This window comes from Aliiroseovarius lamellibrachiae (genome assembly GCF_018599245.1).
GTDB classification, from domain to species: domain Bacteria; phylum Pseudomonadota; class Alphaproteobacteria; order Rhodobacterales; family Rhodobacteraceae; genus Aliiroseovarius; species Aliiroseovarius lamellibrachiae.
On sequence record NZ_JAHEVJ010000003.1, the window covers coordinates 235,813 to 250,493 of the forward strand.

Consider the following 14,681-nt stretch of genomic DNA (forward strand, 5'->3'; position numbering starts at 1 on the left):
TTCATAGTTTCAGTCCTTGATAGAGTTGTTCGTCAGATCGTTTGAACGCTTGGCTTAGCCGCCGTGGTTCATGATGGTCATTGTGTTCAGCTTCGAAGAGATCTTTGAAGCAAGGCCGGTTGTACCGCCGGAAACCGATGTCAAAACGGCGATGCCGAGGCCCACGATAGCGGCTGTCAGAACAACCCAGTCTACGGTTACTGCGCCATCTTCATCTGCGGTGAATTGGTTGATCAGGTTAAAAAGTTTCATGTGTCGTCCCTCCGAAAGGTATCCAATTTGCATTCATTCCCGGGCTGGCTTGCTGTGACCCTCGTTTGAGGTGTTCATCAGTGCCGCTCGGCATGTGGAAGAAATTGACCTTGGAATGGGGCAAGAGTGGGGCAGGTTTCGTTCGTTTTTGCGTTTCTTAATTTTTTTTCACAATTTTCTCGTAAGAGACTGATAGTAAAGAATAATGTTAGTAAAGAAAATTAACCTCTAGGGTGTTTTAACTGTGTTTGGGGCCAGTTTTGCACCGAATATGAAAGGAATTTCTGGTGTTTTTGCCTAGGATTTGCGAAAAATCGGGGCAAGAAAAATGGGAAAACCCAATTAAAAATCGTCAGCATCCACAGTTTAGCTGACCTAGGCAAAGAGAGCAGTGTTGCACATCATGCGGCGCGTCGTGACGAAATCCCTTTTGTTGGCCCATCTGGTGCTGGCAATTTCATCTGGTGCGGTGCGGGCGGACAGCGCGCCGCCGCCGTTTGCCGAGTTTACCTTTAAAAAGGTGGGCGTGCCCTCGGGCGCGGGGAAACGCATCCAGGTGCAAATTGACCCGGCCGAGCAAGCCGCCGCTTTGGCGGTTCCCACGGCTGAGGATGCAACCGCCCCCAAGGGCGACGGCGCTGCTGCATTGAAACCCAGCGGTTATGAATGGTTCTGGACCACGGTGTCGGCCAAACAGGATGGATCTGGCCCGGCGAACCTGCAACGCGCCTTTGTGGCCCTTGAGGAAAAAGAGGGGCTTGCGGCGCCGCGTCTGCAAGATCTTCAGGACATCGCGAAGGTCCACGGGTTGAACATCCTTAAGGCGACGGTCGGCACGGATGTCTCTCCGGCCTGGGTTTTGGCGTTGATTTCGGTGGAAAGTGCCGGGCGGGCGGATGCGATCAGTTCGGCGGGCGCGCAGGGGGTCATGCAACTGATCCCAGACACCGCCGCGCGTTTTGGGGTCGAAGATGCCTCTGACCCTGCGCAGAACATCAAAGGGGGCGTGGCCTATATGGCGTGGCTCTTAAAACACTTCAATGGCGACCCCATTCTGGCGATGGCCGGATATAATGCGGGTGAAAACGCCGTGAAAGACAATCAAGGCGTGCCGCCCTATCCGGAAACGCGCGCCTATATTCCCAAAGTACTTGCCGCTTGGCGGGTGGCGCGCGGGCTTTGCCTGACGCCGCCAGAACTCCTAAGCGATGGCTGCGTGTTTGCAGTGAAAGGATCTTAAGATGTCGCAAAAACCGCTGGTTCTGGATGTGGACGGCACATTCTTACGCACGGATATGTTGTTTGAATGTTTTTGGGCGGGGCTGGGGCGTGATCCGATTGCGACGCTGAAAACTTCGTTCAAGCATGTCAGTGATCCGGCCAAGCTGAAAGCGGAACTGGCAGAGATTGCGCCGCTGCGGGTGGATTTGTTGCCTGTTTCAGAACCGGTGCAGGCGCTGGTGGATCAAGCGAAAGGGGAGGGGCGCGAGGTTGTGCTTGCCTCTGCCTCGCATATTTCGCAGGTCAAACCGCTGGCTGAACATTATGAGCTGTCGACCCGTGTCTTTGCCACGCAAGGACGCCAGAACCTGAAAGGATCCGCCAAGGCCGAGGCATTGGTAGAGGTGTTCGGCGAAGGTGGCTTTGACTACGCTGGCAATGCGCCGGTGGATAAAGCGATTTGGAAACACGCCGATCACGCCTATGTGGTGGGGGATGCAAAATCCGCAACCGAAATGCGCGCTTTGGGCAAAGAGGTGACCGAGCTTGAGGGCGGCTGGACGGGGCGGGCCCTGTTGAAAAGCTTTCGCCCGCATCAATGGGTGAAAAACGTGCTTCTGTTGGTGCCTTTGGTGGCGGCGCATGATTTTTCCCTCAGCACGCTTTTGCTGGCGCTGCTGGGCATCATCAGTTTTTCGGCGGGGGCCTCTGCGATTTATCTGGTCAATGACCTGTTGGATTTGGAAGCGGACCGTTTGCATGTCAAGAAATGCACACGTCCCTTTGCGGCAGGCACCGTACCTTTGCAGGTCGGCATGGCGGCATTTTTTGGATTGGCCGCTTTAGCGCTGGGGTTGGCGGCGGCCCTGTCGCCCGCGTTCTTGGGCGTGGTTGCGTTTTATATGACGCTGTCGCTGGCCTATTCATTGAAACTGAAACGCATGCGTTGGGTCGATATCGCGGTGCTGGCCAGCCTTTATACGCTGCGGGTGGTCGCGGGGGCTGCGGCCACCGGTATTTTTGTAACCGGGTATTTGTTGGTGTTCATCTTCCCGGTGTTTATGGCGCTTGGCTGTGTGAAACGGTTGACTGAACTGACATTGGCCACCTCGGACGCGCGCCTTCCCGGGCGCGGCTACGGTCGCCCGGATCGGCCAGACCTGCTGAATGTTGCGGGGCTGGGCGTTGTGGCGGCTTTGGTGGCGTTTTTCCTCTATTCCTTCACCGATCAGGCGATTGGGCTTTATAAAACACAATGGCTGATTTGGGTGGCTGAACTGCCGCTGGCATGGTGGCTGATCCGCATGGTGCGGCTGGGATGGTACGGCAAACAGGATTACGACCCGATTGTATTTGCGATGAAAGACAAGCGCGGTATTGGGCTGATGCTGATGACCATGGCGATCATGTTTTACGCCGCGGGCCTGTGGCATCAATGGTTTGGGATTGGCTGATCCGCTGGGTCGTGCGGGTCGTGATGTAGATATTTCGCCTTCGGCGAGGATATTTTTGACAAGAAAAAAGGGGGCGTCGCGGCCCCCTTTGTGTTTGGTCCTGATTGGGTCGTCAGATCGACATCTTCTTGAAAATGAATTCTGGGATGTGCCGAATGATCAACATGATGTAGCGCCAGAAAAACGGCGTGTAGATCACGTTCTTTTTCTTCTCAACCGCGCGCATCAGGTCACTTGCGACTTTGTCAGGGGACGCCACAAGGAACATGCCTTCGACGTCCCATGTCATTGCGGTGTCGACAAAGCCGGGTTTCACCGTGACCACATGGCCACCGGACCGGGTGAGGCGGTTGCGTAGGCCAGAGAGGTATGTGGCAAAACCTGCTTTCGCCGCGCCGTAGACATAGTTGCCGATCCGACCGCGATCACCTGCGACGGATCCCACGCCCACCACAGTGCCTGCACCGCGGGCCTCCATCAAAGGGGCCAAGGATTGTAAGAAGCGGGCAGGGCCGGTGAAGCTGTCCATCACCGTGCCGTCGATGAGCGATGGGTCTTCGTCGATGGCGTCCTGGGGCGGCATGGAGCCGACAAAGACGGCGGCGTTGATCACGCCCCCTACGGCGTCGGCCTCGGCAAGGATGGGCGCAAATGTTTCGGCGTCGCGGGCGTCAAATTTTACCGCGCGCGCGTCTGTGCCGCGCAGGCGCATGTCTTCTGCACTGCGTTTCAAATCATCCATATCGCGTCCAGCCAGAAGCACCACCGCGCCCTGATCCGCGACCTTACGGGCAAAGGCGCGCGCCATGGAACTGGTTGCGCCAAGGATGATCCAGGTTTGTGTCATCTCACTCATATCGCGTTCCTCAGGTCCAGGCGGCGGGTCATGTCGGTGGCAAAGGCGTGGTCCGGGTCGGCTTTGTCGGCCAGTTTGGTCCAGTCGCCATGCTCGGGGTACATTGCTTTGATCGCGGGGCCGGTGGCCAGCGCGTCTTTGGCCAGATACAGCCGCCCACCTGCGTCTTTGGTCATATCCTCAAGCCGGGCAATCAGGTCTTTGGCGTTGTCGCGTGCGGGGAAATCCACGGCGAGGGTATAGCCCTCCATCGGGAACGACATATGCCCCGCGCGACCCGGTCCCATGCGTTTGAGCACGGCCAAGGGCGACGCCAAACCGGAGCGCGCAATCAGGCCCAGCATTTCGCGCAATGCGTCCATCTGATCAAGCGGAACCACGTTTTGAAACTGATGAAAGCCGCGTTTGCCATACAGGCGGTTCCAGTCGTGGATCTTATCCAATGGAAAGAAAAAGTCGTCGATCCGCTTGACCGAGCTTTTGCCTGATCCCGGAACCCGGCGGAAGTAGGCCGCGTTAAACGCGCGGACGATGGGGCCGGAAAGCGCCCAGTTTGGCGCATTCATCGGCACGGATTTGGACGGTTTGGCGGTGGGCAGAAGCCCTTTGGCCAGCTCTGCCTCTTCAATAACACCTCGCCCCAGCGCGCCGCCGGTGGCGGTGGCGTCAATCCAGCCGACGCAATATTCGGCGGTGCTGGCGTCCAGAAGGTTGATGTGCTGATCCCAATTATCCGCGCGCTGTTCGGTGACCATCATCACGTCGCCCGCGCAGGGTTTCAGTTGCAATTTCGCCTCGGCAATCACACCGGTCTGGCCAATGCCGCCCATGGTTGCGCGGAAAAGATCTTTGTTCTTCGTTGGCGTGGCGGTGGTGCGTTTGTCGCCTTGCAGCAAGGTGACCGACAGCACATGCTGGCCAAAACTGCCTGCGTTGTGGTGGTTTTTACCGTGCACATCCTGCGCGATACAGCCGCCCACCGTGGCAAACCCGGTGCCGGGCATGACCGCCGGGATCCAGCCTTTGGGGGCAAAGACATGTGCAAGCTCGCCGATGGTGATCCCGGCCTCAACCGTGACCACACCTGTGCCTGCGTCAAAGCCAAGGATGCGGTTCATCCGGGTCATGTCGATCGCTTTGCCGTCAGAATTTAACGCCGCATCGCCGTAGGACCGGCGGTTGCCGATGGCGGGGCAGGGCGTCTTTGCAATCTCGCTTAAGGCGCGGGCGCGCTCTGGGCGGGCCAGCTGTCCGTTGGCGGATAATACCCGCCCCCAGCCTGTATATTCTGTTGTCTTCCAGCTCATGTCGTTCTTTCTTGCCCCGGCTTAAACGCGGGTGCTTTTTAGGGAGTATTTCTCTGCGATTGGGAAAATGGCGAGGCCAAGGCCAATGGCAAACCAAAGGGTTGTGACGCGGATGATGGCGGTCGCGGGAATGGAGACCTCAAGCGGGACGCCTTCGAGTGAGAGGAGCGCGATCATCGCTGCTTCTGCCCCGCCAACACCGCCGGGCGCGCCGGTCAGCCCGCCTGCGAGGGTGGAAAACACAAAGATCGCAACTGCCGTGGCAAAGCCGATGTTAGATCCCAGCCAAACAAGCAACAGGTGAAAGGCATAGCCCTCGGCGATCCAGCCCACCACCCCCAAAAGGGCGGCAAACCCCATTAGGCTGGGCGAGGAAAAGGCCGAAAGCGAGCCTGCGGCGCGACGGATGCGCACCCAAAGTCGGGCAAACCGTCCGGTGATGCGGTGGCCGAAAGTGGCGACAGCGGCTAGGAGTTTGGGGCGGGTGGCGATGAAACCCGCGATCAGCGCAAGCATGGCCACAGGCACGCCGCCTGCGATGCCTTTCATCGACATGGAGAGGGAAACGGCGAGGATCACGGCCATGGCAGTGAGATCCGAGGCGCGATCGACCAGCACCAAGGGCGCGGTGCGTTCAAAGGCCCAACCGGTTTCGCGTCTTAGCCAACGCATGCGCACCAGTTCCCCCACACGGCCGGGTGTGACGGACATGGCAAAGCCGCCAAGGAAATGACGCAGGTTTTGGACAAGATGTGTGGGCAGGCCCAAGCGGCGGGCAAACAGATGCCAGCGCAGCCCGCGAAAGAGGTAATTGACGAGCGACAGAAGGAGGAGCGCCGCAATTTGCCAAAGCGACAGCTTGGCGATTTGGGCGCGGGTTTCTTCCCATCCGGTGGCGGCGGCCAGACCGATTAACCCGGCCAGCATGAGGGCAAACAACCCGCCCAGCACCAAAGTATCGCGCAAACGGCGATTGGGGGCGGTCCCCGCGTTGGTCCCAGTGTCGGCCCCGGTGTCGGGGGACGCGGATTGGGGGATGGAGTGTGTACTGCTCATGCTCATGTCCGCGTTTTGTCGCAGGATTGAGGCGAGAATATGAAACAATACGGGAAATGGCGAGGGATTTTACGAAATGTGGGGATTGTCTAACGGGATGTGACATTGGCTTGGGGATAGGACGCAAAAGGGCCCCCGGATGGGAGCCCTTGGTTGTTCAATGGAATGATCCGTTGGACGTTTAGTTGACGATGGTTGCCTCGGTCGCGGCGCGCAGTTCGTCTTCGGTCACGCCATCAGCGGTCTCGACGATCTTGAGGCCACCCTCAACCACATCCAGCACACCAAGGTTGGTGATGATGCGGTCGACGACTTTTTGACCTGTCAGGGGCAGGGTACAGGATTTCAGCACTTTGCTGTCGCCGTGTTTGTTGGTGTGATCCATCACAACCACCACGCGGCCCACGCCCGCCACCAGATCCATAGCGCCCCCCATGCCTTTCACGAGCTTGCCGGGGATCATCCAGTTGGCGAGGTCGCCGTTTTCGTCCACTTCCATTGCGCCCAGGATCGCCATGGCAATCTTGCCACCACGGATCATGCCAAAGCTCATCGAGCTGTCGAAATAGGCGGTTTGTGGCAGTTCGGTGATGGTTTGCTTGCCGGCGTTAATCAGATCCGCGTCGATCTCATCTTCGGTGGGAAAAGGCCCCATGCCGAGCATGCCGTTTTCCGATTGCAGCGTCACTTCGACCCCCTCGGGGATGTAGTTGGACACCAGCGTCGGAATGCCGATGCCAAGGTTCACATACCAACCGTCTTGCAGTTCTTGTGCCGCGCGGGCGGCCATTTGATTACGATCCCACATGGATTACCCCTCCCGTACGGTGCGTTGTTCGATGCGTTTTTCGTGGTCGCCTTGGATGATGCGATGCACGTAGATGCCCGGCAGGTGGATGCTGTCGGGATCAAGTGACCCGGTTGGCACGATTTCCTCGACCTCAACCACACAGGTTTTGCCACACATGGCGGCGGGCGGGTTGAAGTTGCGGGCAGTTTTGCGGAAAACGAGGTTGCCTGTGGCATCCGCTTTCCACGCTTTTACGATCGAGAGATCCGCAAAGATGCCTTCTTCAAGGATATAGGTCTCGCCATTGAAATCCTTGTGCTCTTTGCCTTCTGCAATCACGGTGCCCACGCCGGTTTTGGTGTAAAATCCGGGGATGCCGTGACCGGCGGCGCGCATGCGTTCGGCCAGCGTGCCTTGGGGGTTAAATTCCAGCTCAAGCTCGCCCGAGAGATACTGGCGCATGAATTCCGCGTTTTCACCCACGTAAGACGAGATCATCTTGGAGACCTGTTTGGTCTGCAACAAAATGCCAATGCCAAAATCATCCACGCCCGCGTTGTTTGACGCGAAGGTCAGGTTTTTGACGCCGCTGTCTTTGATCGCTTCCAGAAGCAATTCGGGGATGCCACACAGGCCAAAACCGCCTGCGGCAATCAGCATGTCGTCGGTCAAAAGCCCGTCCAGAGCTTCGGCCGCCGAGCCGTATACCTTTTTCATGAAACTGTCCTCTCGTCTGTTCTGATCAAGGTTCTGGCGCGTGAAGGGGGGCGGTGTCAACGAAACACAAAGAAAATTGGGGTTTCGGGTATTTCTACCTAGGGGAAAGCGCCGAAAAGGGGGGATATAACTTTGGGTTATTGAAGGGATTCTCATCCAAAGTCCAATATTCATGGGTGGAAAGCAGGCGCAGGTTCAGGGCATCGGATCAACAAAAGGAAAATCCAAATGTTCATGAAAAAACTCTCCATCGCCGCCATCTTGTCCGTTCTGGCCCTGCCTGTGGCCGCGCAAAGCACGAAGCAAGGCGTGATTCAGTCGCTGAGCGGCAAAGGATTTACGGAAGTGCGCGTTTCGAAAACACTGTTTGGCAACACCCGGATCAAAGCCGAGGGCCCGGTGGGCGAGCGTGAAATCGTCTTGGGCAAGGATGGCACCGTTTTGCGCGATCGGTTTGACCCGAGCCATGGCAATAAGCGCGGGTCGGAAACCGCGTCGGCAAGTGTAACCACCGCCGGCAGCCATAGCTATGATGACAGTGGCAGCGACCACAACGGTCAGGATGATAACGGCAGCGACCACAACGGTCAGGATGATAACGGCAGCGACCACAACGGTCAGGATGACAATGGCCAGGACGATAACGGCAGCGACCATAACGGTCAGGATGACAACGGCAGCGATGATAACGGCAGCGACCACAACGGTCAGGATGACAACGGCAGCGACCATAACGGCCGGGATGATAACGGCAGCGATCATAACGGTCAGGACGATAACGGCAGCGATCGCAACGGCCAGGATGACAACGGCAGCGATGATAACGGCAACGACCATAACGGTCAGGATGACGGTGGCAGTGATCACAACAATGACAGCAACGACGACCACGGCAACGATGACCACGGTGATGACGACCATGGTAACGACGACCATGGTGATGACGACCACGGCGACGATTGATCTCTCTCCGGTGGCATGAAACGATGCCACCGGCTCCCTTCCCGTACAGTATTCACATTGGAGACAAAATCATGAACGCAAAACTCCCGGCCCGTATTGGTGCGGTTTTGTTTGCTCTGTCCGCCGGGGTTTTTATACTCGAATTGTTCGGAGAGGTGACCGGGATCTGGCTGATCCGCGCCGATTGGTTCATTCACGAAGTGACAGAATTGGCCACGCTCGTGGGCTTTATCATCGGGGGGGTGTTTATCTATCGCGCCCAACTTATGCTGAGCCAACGCAACGAAGATGTCGAGTTTCGTTTGCGTGCGGCGCGCGGTGAATTTAACGCAATGGTCCAACAGCAGTTTGAAAAATGGCAGCTTTCCACAGCCGAACGCGACGTCGCGCTGTTAACGGTGAAAGGGCTGACTTTGGCCGAAATTGCCGACGCCCGCAGCACCAGTCAGGGCACTGTGAAGTCGCAAAACAACGCCATCTACCGCAAGGCCGGGGTGAAAAACCGCACCCAGCTGTTGGGGGCATTGATCGACGAATTGCTGTTTGACGATGGCTGAGAACACGAACCGGGCGCGCGCATCAGTGAGCGCCCGGTTCTGTCATTCAATCACTTTTTGGCGGCCGCCTTTTTCGGTGCGGCCTTTTTCGCCGCCGGCGTCTTGGCGGCGGCTTTTTTCTTGGGGGCCGCCTTCTTGCGCGCCGGTTTTTTCTTGGCGGTTTTCTCGGCAATCCAGCCAACGGCCATTTCCATGGTCACGTCTTCGGGCTTTACATCATTGGGGATGGTCGCATTGACCTTCTCCCATTTCACGTAAGGACCATAGCGGCCTTCCATCACGTTTACCGCGCCGCCATCCTCCGGGTGTTCCCCCAGTTCTTTCAAGGCTTTAGCCGCAGCCCGACGCCCGCGTCCGGGATTGGCACGCTTTTCGGCCAACATTTCCACAGCGCGGTTCATGCCAATCTCAAAGACATCCAGTGTTTCTTTGAGGTTCACATAAACGGGTTTCTCTTCATCAGGTTTTTGGTGGGCAATATAAGGCCCGAAACGGCCGAGGTTTGCTAGGATCACGCCGCCGTCTGGGTGCTGTCCGATTTCGCGCGGCAGGGTTAAAAGCGTCAGAGCCTGTTCAAACGTCAGCTCGTTTGGCCCCCAACCAGGTAGGTATTCCTTGCCCTGTTTGGGCAGCGAGGACCGCGGCGGTTTCTTGTTCTCGGGTGTGGGTTCGCCACGCTGCACATAAGGTCCGAAACGGCCGGATTTCAGGTGGATTTCATCCCCGTTGTCTTCGCCCAGAACACGTTCGTATCCTTCGGCCCCTTCGCCTGAGATTGGGCGGGTGTAGTTACACTCGGGGTAGTTGCCACAGCCGACAAACCCGCCGGTGCGCGAGGTTTTGAGGTGCAGGCTGCCGGTGCCACATTTGGGGCAGGCGCGCGGGTCGGTGCCATCTTCGCGGGGCGGATAAAGCTGAGGGGCCAATGCGGCGTCAAGCTTGTCGAGCACTTCCGAGATGCGCAACTCAGACGTTTCGCCAATGGCGGCGGAAAAGTCGCGCCAGAACCGGTTCAGCACGTCTTTGTAATTCAATTCGCCTGCGGAGACGGTGTCCAGCTCGTCTTCCAGATTTGCGGTGAATTCATAACCCACATATTTGCGGAAGAAATTCATCAAGAAGATGGTCACAATCCGGCCTTTGTCCTCGGGGAACAGGCGGTTTTTGTCTTTGCGGACGTATTCGCGATCTTGGATTGTGGTGATCACAGATGCATAGGTCGAGGGGCGGCCAATGCCCAGCTCTTCCATCCGTTTCACCAATGTCGCCTCGGTGTAGCGGGGCGGCGGTTGGGTGAAGTGTTGTTCGGGCGTGATGATGCCTTTTTGCGCGGGCTCACCCTGCATGATTTGCGGCAAACGCTTGTCGTCATCGTCAACCACCGCGTCATCGCGACCTTCTTCGTAAACCTTCAAGAAGCCTTCAAACACAACCACTTGACCGGTGGCGCGCAGGCCCACTTGACCGTCGGCGGATCCCACCTCAACGGTGGTGCGTTCAAACCGAGCACTGTCCATTTGGGACGCCAAGGTACGCTTCCAGATCAGGTCGTAAAGCTTGCGCTGATCAGGCTCCAGTCGCGCCAAAGCGGCCGCGTCCACGGACATATCCGTGGGTCGAATACATTCGTGGGCTTCTTGTGCGTTTTTGGCTTTGTTCTTGTAAACACGAGGTTTGGCGGGGATGAAATCCTTGCCGTAACGCGACGAGATTTCGGCGCGTGCCTCGGCCACGGCCTCGGGTGCCATATCAATGCCGTCGGTCCGCATATAGGTGATGTACCCGGCCTCATACAGGCGCTGGGCGGTCGACATGGTTTGCCGTGCGCCAAAGCCGAACTTGCGGCTGGCTTCTTGCTGTAGCGTCGAGGTCATAAAGGGCGGCGAGGGGTTGCGATTGGCGGGTTTGGCTTCCACCGATTGCACCGTCAAATCGCGTGAGGTGATCGCCTGAACCGCAAGTTCCGCCGCGGTTTCATTGCCCAGCCCGTGTTTATCAAGCTTATCGCCGCCAAGCACGGTCAGTTTGGCTTCAAACTCCTGCCCACGCGGGGTGGTCAGCATGGCTTTCACGGACCAGTATTCTTTGTTGTTAAACGCCTCGATCTCTTCTTCGCGTTCCACAATCAGGCGCAGACACACGGATTGCACCCGGCCAGCCGACCGCGCACCGGGCAGCTTGCGCCACAACACGGGCGACAGGTTGAACCCCACGAGGTAATCGAGCGCACGGCGGGCCAGATATGCTTCGACCAAATCGGTGTCCACTTGGCGCGGGTTGGCCATGGCTTCCAAAACGGCATCTTTGGTGATCGCATTAAAGGTCACGCGGCTGACGGGCGTGTCTTTCTTGATCGAGCGGCGCTTGCGCAACGCTTCTTCAAGGTGCCACGAAATCGCCTCTCCCTCGCGGTCGGGGTCGGTTGCGAGGATCAGGGCGTTGTCTTCTTTCAGCGCGTCGGCGATCGCTTTGACGTGTTTGCGCGAATCCGCTCCGATCTCCCACACCATGTCAAATTCATGGTCGGGGTCGACGGATCCGTTTTTCGCCGGCAGGTCCCGTACGTGGCCGTAAGAGGCCAGCACAGTATAGTCTTTGCCGAGGTACTTATTAATCGTTTTGGCTTTTGCCGGGCTTTCAACAACAACGACGGGCATGAAATTCTCTCGATTGGGTGTGGCCGCTTGGCGGTCTTCTCTTGGGGGTCGTAAATGTGGCCTGACCGGGGGGCTTGTCAATGGCGCTTCACTTTATAATAGGGGGTGTGTTGTCGCGCCCCCTTTAGGGGGCGGGAAATTTCACCGGATTTAAGCCAAAGGTGGAACATTTGCGGAACGCCCCCTTTCCCTGTGTCTTATCGGTTGGTAAGAGAGGGCATGAGCGATTTTGATGATGATGACCTGTTTGAGCCGATCGAGCCTGTGCAATCTGCGCCCAAAGTGCCTTTGTCCCAGCGGGCGATGGGGCTGGCGGCGCCGCGGCCGGCCCCCTATTTGGACGGGTTGAACCCCGCGCAACGCGAAGCGGTTGAGGCATTGGATGGCCCGGTTTTGATGCTGGCGGGTGCGGGCACGGGCAAGACCAAAGCCCTGACGACGCGTATCGCGCATCTTTTGAATACAGGCCAAGCGCGGCCCAATGAAATCCTGTCAGTGACCTTCACCAACAAAGCCGCGCGCGAGATGAAGAGCCGGGTGGCGAACCTTTTGGGCCAAACGGTGGAAGGGATGCCGTGGATGGGCACGTTCCATTCGATCTGTGTGAAACTTCTGCGTCGTCACGCGGAACTTGTGGGGCTGAAATCGAACTTTACCATTCTGGACACTGATGATCAGAATCGGCTGTTGAAACAGTTGATTGTGGCCGCGAATATTGACGAAAAACGCTGGCCTGCGCGTCTGCTGTCTGGCGTGATTGACAATTGGAAAAACCGGGCCTGGACCCCGGCGCAGGTGCCCACCGGGGATGCCAGCGCGTTTAACGGTCAAGGTGTTGATCTGTATCACCAATATCAAGAACGCCTCAAGACGTTGAACGCCTGTGATTTTGGTGATTTGCTGTTGCATATGGTCACAATTTTCCAGCGCCACGATGACATTCTAAAGCAATATCAGACCTGGTTTCGCTATATCCTTGTGGACGAATACCAAGATACCAATGTGGCGCAATATCTGTGGCTAAGGCTGCTGGCGGCGGGGCATAAAAATATCTGTTGCGTCGGTGACGATGACCAGTCGATTTACGGTTGGCGCGGGGCCGAAGTGGGCAATATTTTGCGGTTTGAGGCCGATTTCCCCGGCGCAAAAGTTGTGAAGCTTGAGCAAAATTACCGCTCCACCGCGCATATTCTGGGGGCTGCGGCAGGTGTCATTCGTGGCAACGAAGGGCGGCTGGGCAAAGAGCTTTGGACTGATGCGGAAGGCGGCGACAAGCTGCGTCTGATTGGCCATTGGGATGGCAACGAAGAGGCGCGCTGGGTCGGCGAAGAGCTGGAGGCGATGCAGCGTGGCACCCGTGGCAATGACCCTCTGTCGCTGGATGATATGGCGATTTTGGTGCGCGCGTCGCACCAGATGCGCGCCTTTGAAGATCGGTTTTTGACCATTGGATTGCCCTACCGGGTGATCGGCGGGCCGCGCTTTTATGAGCGCTTGGAAATCCGCGATGCAATGGCCTATTTCCGCCTTGCGGTCAGTCAGGACGATGATCTGGCGTTTGAGCGGATCGTGAACACGCCGCGCCGCGGGTTGGGCGATGTTGCTCTGAGAAAAATACGTGACCTATCAAACCAAAATGGCGTCTCGTTGGTCGAAGGCGCGCGTATCGCGGTCGAGCAGGGCGAGATCAAAGGTAAGGGCGGCAAAGGTCTCTGTGAGCTCGTGGGCGGATTGGATCGTTGGCACTTCTTTGTTGTGAATGTGGGGAGCCAAGTCGCGATTCATGATTGTGAAGTTACAATCTCTGAACTTGACCAGAAAACGAACGAGCTTTTTGTTCAAGCTGAGTTGCTTCAATCGGATTCTTATGACGGGGAGCTGTCAGAGGAGGATCGCAAAGCACAAATTGAAATGTGTGAAGATGCTGTAAAGCAGTGCCAATCCAGAATTGAGCTACTTCAACGCGATATTAAGGTTTTGAATGGCGACCATGTCCTACTAGCAGAGTGTCTCCTAGATGAGTCGGGCTACACCACGCATTGGATGAACGATAAAACGCCCGAGGCGCCGGGGCGGCTTGAGAACCTTAAGGAATTGGTCAAAGCACTGGAAGGGTTCGAAAATCTTCAAGGGTTCTTGGAGCATGTCTCGCTGATCATGGACAATGAAAGCGAAAGCTCGGAAGAAAAAGTCACCATCATGACGCTGCATGCCGCCAAAGGGCTGGAATACCCGGCGGTGTTTTTGCCGGGTTGGGAAGATGGTCTGTTTCCGTCGCAGCGTTCGATGGATGAAAGCGGGCTTAAGGGCCTCGAAGAAGAGCGGCGTCTGGCCTATGTGGGCATCACGCGGGCGGAGAAAATCTGTACCATTTCCTTTGCGGCAAACCGGTTGGTCTATGGCCAATGGCAGTCACAATTGCCGTCGCGGTTTGTGGATGAATTGCCCGAAGAACATGTGGATGTGCTGACCCCGCCGGGACTGTATGGCGGCAATTATGGCGCGGCGGGGGGTGTGTCTGGTGTTGGGTCTAAGATCGAAGAACAAGCCCTGCGCGCGGATGCCTATAACTCGCCGGGTTGGAAGCGGATGCAGGAAAACACCGGCGGGCGGTTGCGTGCAAAATCCAGCCCAAGCGAGACGCGTGGGTTGGTGATTGATATGGCGGCGGTGTCGTCCTTTACCCAAGGCAACAGGGTGTTTCATCAGAAATTCGGCTATGGCACCGTGATGGGGATCGAAGGCGACAAGCTGGACATCGAATTTGACAAAGCCGGTGCGAAAAAGGTGATTTCCAAGTTTATTGTTCTGGCATCCGAGGCGGGCGATGTGCCGTTTTAGGGCTGCGTGT

General features: G+C 57.1%; 12 protein-coding genes. 5 read left to right on the forward strand and 7 right to left on the reverse strand.

Going from position 1 to position 14,681, the window contains the following annotated elements; all coding sequences use genetic code 11:
• Window positions 1-54: 54 nt before the first annotated feature.
• On the reverse strand, window positions 55-252 hold the full coding sequence (locus KKW20_RS06975; RefSeq protein WP_214567152.1) for a Flp family type IVb pilin: 198 nt from the start codon (window positions 250-252) through the stop codon (window positions 55-57).
• A 403-nt stretch (window positions 253-655) separates the two neighbouring features.
• Here KKW20_RS06975 and KKW20_RS06980 point away from each other — a divergent pair, with 403 nt between their 5' ends.
• Window positions 656-1,492, forward strand: a complete 837-nt coding sequence (locus KKW20_RS06980; protein WP_214567153.1) for a lytic transglycosylase domain-containing protein — start codon at window positions 656-658, stop codon at window positions 1,490-1,492.
• A gap of 1 nt (window position 1,493) precedes the next feature.
• On the forward strand, window positions 1,494-2,927 hold the full coding sequence (locus tag KKW20_RS06985) for a UbiA family prenyltransferase (protein ID WP_214567154.1): 1,434 nt from the start codon (window positions 1,494-1,496) through the stop codon (window positions 2,925-2,927).
• Between the two features lie 112 nt (window positions 2,928-3,039).
• Here the strand turns inward: KKW20_RS06985 and KKW20_RS06990 are convergent, their stop codons facing one another.
• The 5 genes from KKW20_RS06990 to KKW20_RS07010 form a co-directional block, all read right to left on the reverse strand.
• A complete protein-coding gene (locus tag KKW20_RS06990) occupies window positions 3,040-3,774 on the reverse strand; it encodes an SDR family NAD(P)-dependent oxidoreductase (RefSeq protein WP_214567328.1) in 735 nt (244 codons plus the stop codon).
• 5 nt (window positions 3,775-3,779) lie between these two features.
• Window positions 3,780-5,090: an FAD-binding oxidoreductase gene (locus tag KKW20_RS06995; RefSeq protein WP_214567155.1), complete on the reverse strand. Its 1,311-nt coding sequence runs from the start codon at window positions 5,088-5,090 to the stop codon at window positions 3,780-3,782.
• A 21-nt stretch (window positions 5,091-5,111) separates the two neighbouring features.
• Complete coding sequence (locus KKW20_RS07000) at window positions 5,112-6,146, reverse strand: lysylphosphatidylglycerol synthase transmembrane domain-containing protein (protein WP_214567156.1); 1,035 nt, start codon at window positions 6,144-6,146, stop codon at window positions 5,112-5,114.
• Between the two features lie 181 nt (window positions 6,147-6,327).
• A complete protein-coding gene (locus KKW20_RS07005) occupies window positions 6,328-6,954 on the reverse strand; it encodes a 3-oxoacid CoA-transferase subunit B (RefSeq protein WP_214567157.1) in 627 nt (208 codons plus the stop codon).
• Between the two features lie 3 nt (window positions 6,955-6,957).
• Window positions 6,958-7,653 (reverse strand): CoA transferase subunit A, encoded by a 696-nt coding sequence (locus KKW20_RS07010; protein ID WP_214567158.1) that lies wholly within the window; start codon window positions 7,651-7,653, stop codon window positions 6,958-6,960.
• Between the two features lie 228 nt (window positions 7,654-7,881).
• Between KKW20_RS07010 and KKW20_RS07015 the strand changes: the two genes are divergently transcribed.
• Together KKW20_RS07015 and KKW20_RS07020 are read left to right on the forward strand one after the other, a co-directional pair.
• Window positions 7,882-8,616 (forward strand): hypothetical protein, encoded by a 735-nt coding sequence (locus KKW20_RS07015; RefSeq protein WP_214567159.1) that lies wholly within the window; start codon window positions 7,882-7,884, stop codon window positions 8,614-8,616.
• 71 nt (window positions 8,617-8,687) lie between these two features.
• Window positions 8,688-9,173 (forward strand): helix-turn-helix transcriptional regulator, encoded by a 486-nt coding sequence (locus KKW20_RS07020; RefSeq protein ID WP_214567160.1) that lies wholly within the window; start codon window positions 8,688-8,690, stop codon window positions 9,171-9,173.
• Window positions 9,174-9,223: 50 nt separating this feature from the next.
• Here the strand turns inward: KKW20_RS07020 and topA are convergent, their stop codons facing one another.
• The gene (gene topA / locus KKW20_RS07025; RefSeq protein ID WP_214567161.1) at window positions 9,224-11,830 is read right to left on the reverse strand and encodes a type I DNA topoisomerase; all 2,607 of its coding nucleotides are present in this window, start codon (window positions 11,828-11,830) and stop codon (window positions 9,224-9,226) included.
• A 219-nt stretch (window positions 11,831-12,049) separates the two neighbouring features.
• Between topA and KKW20_RS07030 the strand changes: the two genes are divergently transcribed.
• Window positions 12,050-14,671 carry an ATP-dependent helicase gene (locus KKW20_RS07030; protein ID WP_214567162.1) on the forward strand — a complete coding sequence of 874 codons (2,622 nt, stop codon included), beginning with the start codon at window positions 12,050-12,052 and terminating at the stop codon, window positions 14,669-14,671.
• The last annotated feature ends 10 nt before the right edge of the window (window positions 14,672-14,681 follow it).

Coding starts and splice junctions, on each gene's coding strand:
- KKW20_RS06975 (WP_214567152.1), bottom strand. CDS start 252: ATGAAACTTTTTAACCTGATCAACCAATTCACCGCAGATGAAGATGGC.
- KKW20_RS06980 (WP_214567153.1), top strand. CDS start 656: ATGCGGCGCGTCGTGACGAAATCCCTTTTGTTGGCCCATCTGGTGCTG.
- KKW20_RS06985 (WP_214567154.1), top strand. CDS start 1,494: ATGTCGCAAAAACCGCTGGTTCTGGATGTGGACGGCACATTCTTACGC.
- KKW20_RS06990 (WP_214567328.1), bottom strand. CDS start 3,774: ATGACACAAACCTGGATCATCCTTGGCGCAACCAGTTCCATGGCGCGC.
- KKW20_RS06995 (WP_214567155.1), bottom strand. CDS start 5,090: ATGAGCTGGAAGACAACAGAATATACAGGCTGGGGGCGGGTATTATCC.
- KKW20_RS07000 (WP_214567156.1), bottom strand. CDS start 6,146: ATGAGCAGTACACACTCCATCCCCCAATCCGCGTCCCCCGACACCGGG.
- KKW20_RS07005 (WP_214567157.1), bottom strand. CDS start 6,954: ATGTGGGATCGTAATCAAATGGCCGCCCGCGCGGCACAAGAACTGCAA.
- KKW20_RS07010 (WP_214567158.1), bottom strand. CDS start 7,653: ATGAAAAAGGTATACGGCTCGGCGGCCGAAGCTCTGGACGGGCTTTTG.
- KKW20_RS07015 (WP_214567159.1), top strand. CDS start 7,882: ATGTTCATGAAAAAACTCTCCATCGCCGCCATCTTGTCCGTTCTGGCC.
- KKW20_RS07020 (WP_214567160.1), top strand. CDS start 8,688: ATGAACGCAAAACTCCCGGCCCGTATTGGTGCGGTTTTGTTTGCTCTG.
- topA (WP_214567161.1), bottom strand. CDS start 11,830: ATGCCCGTCGTTGTTGTTGAAAGCCCGGCAAAAGCCAAAACGATTAAT.
- KKW20_RS07030 (WP_214567162.1), top strand. CDS start 12,050: ATGAGCGATTTTGATGATGATGACCTGTTTGAGCCGATCGAGCCTGTG.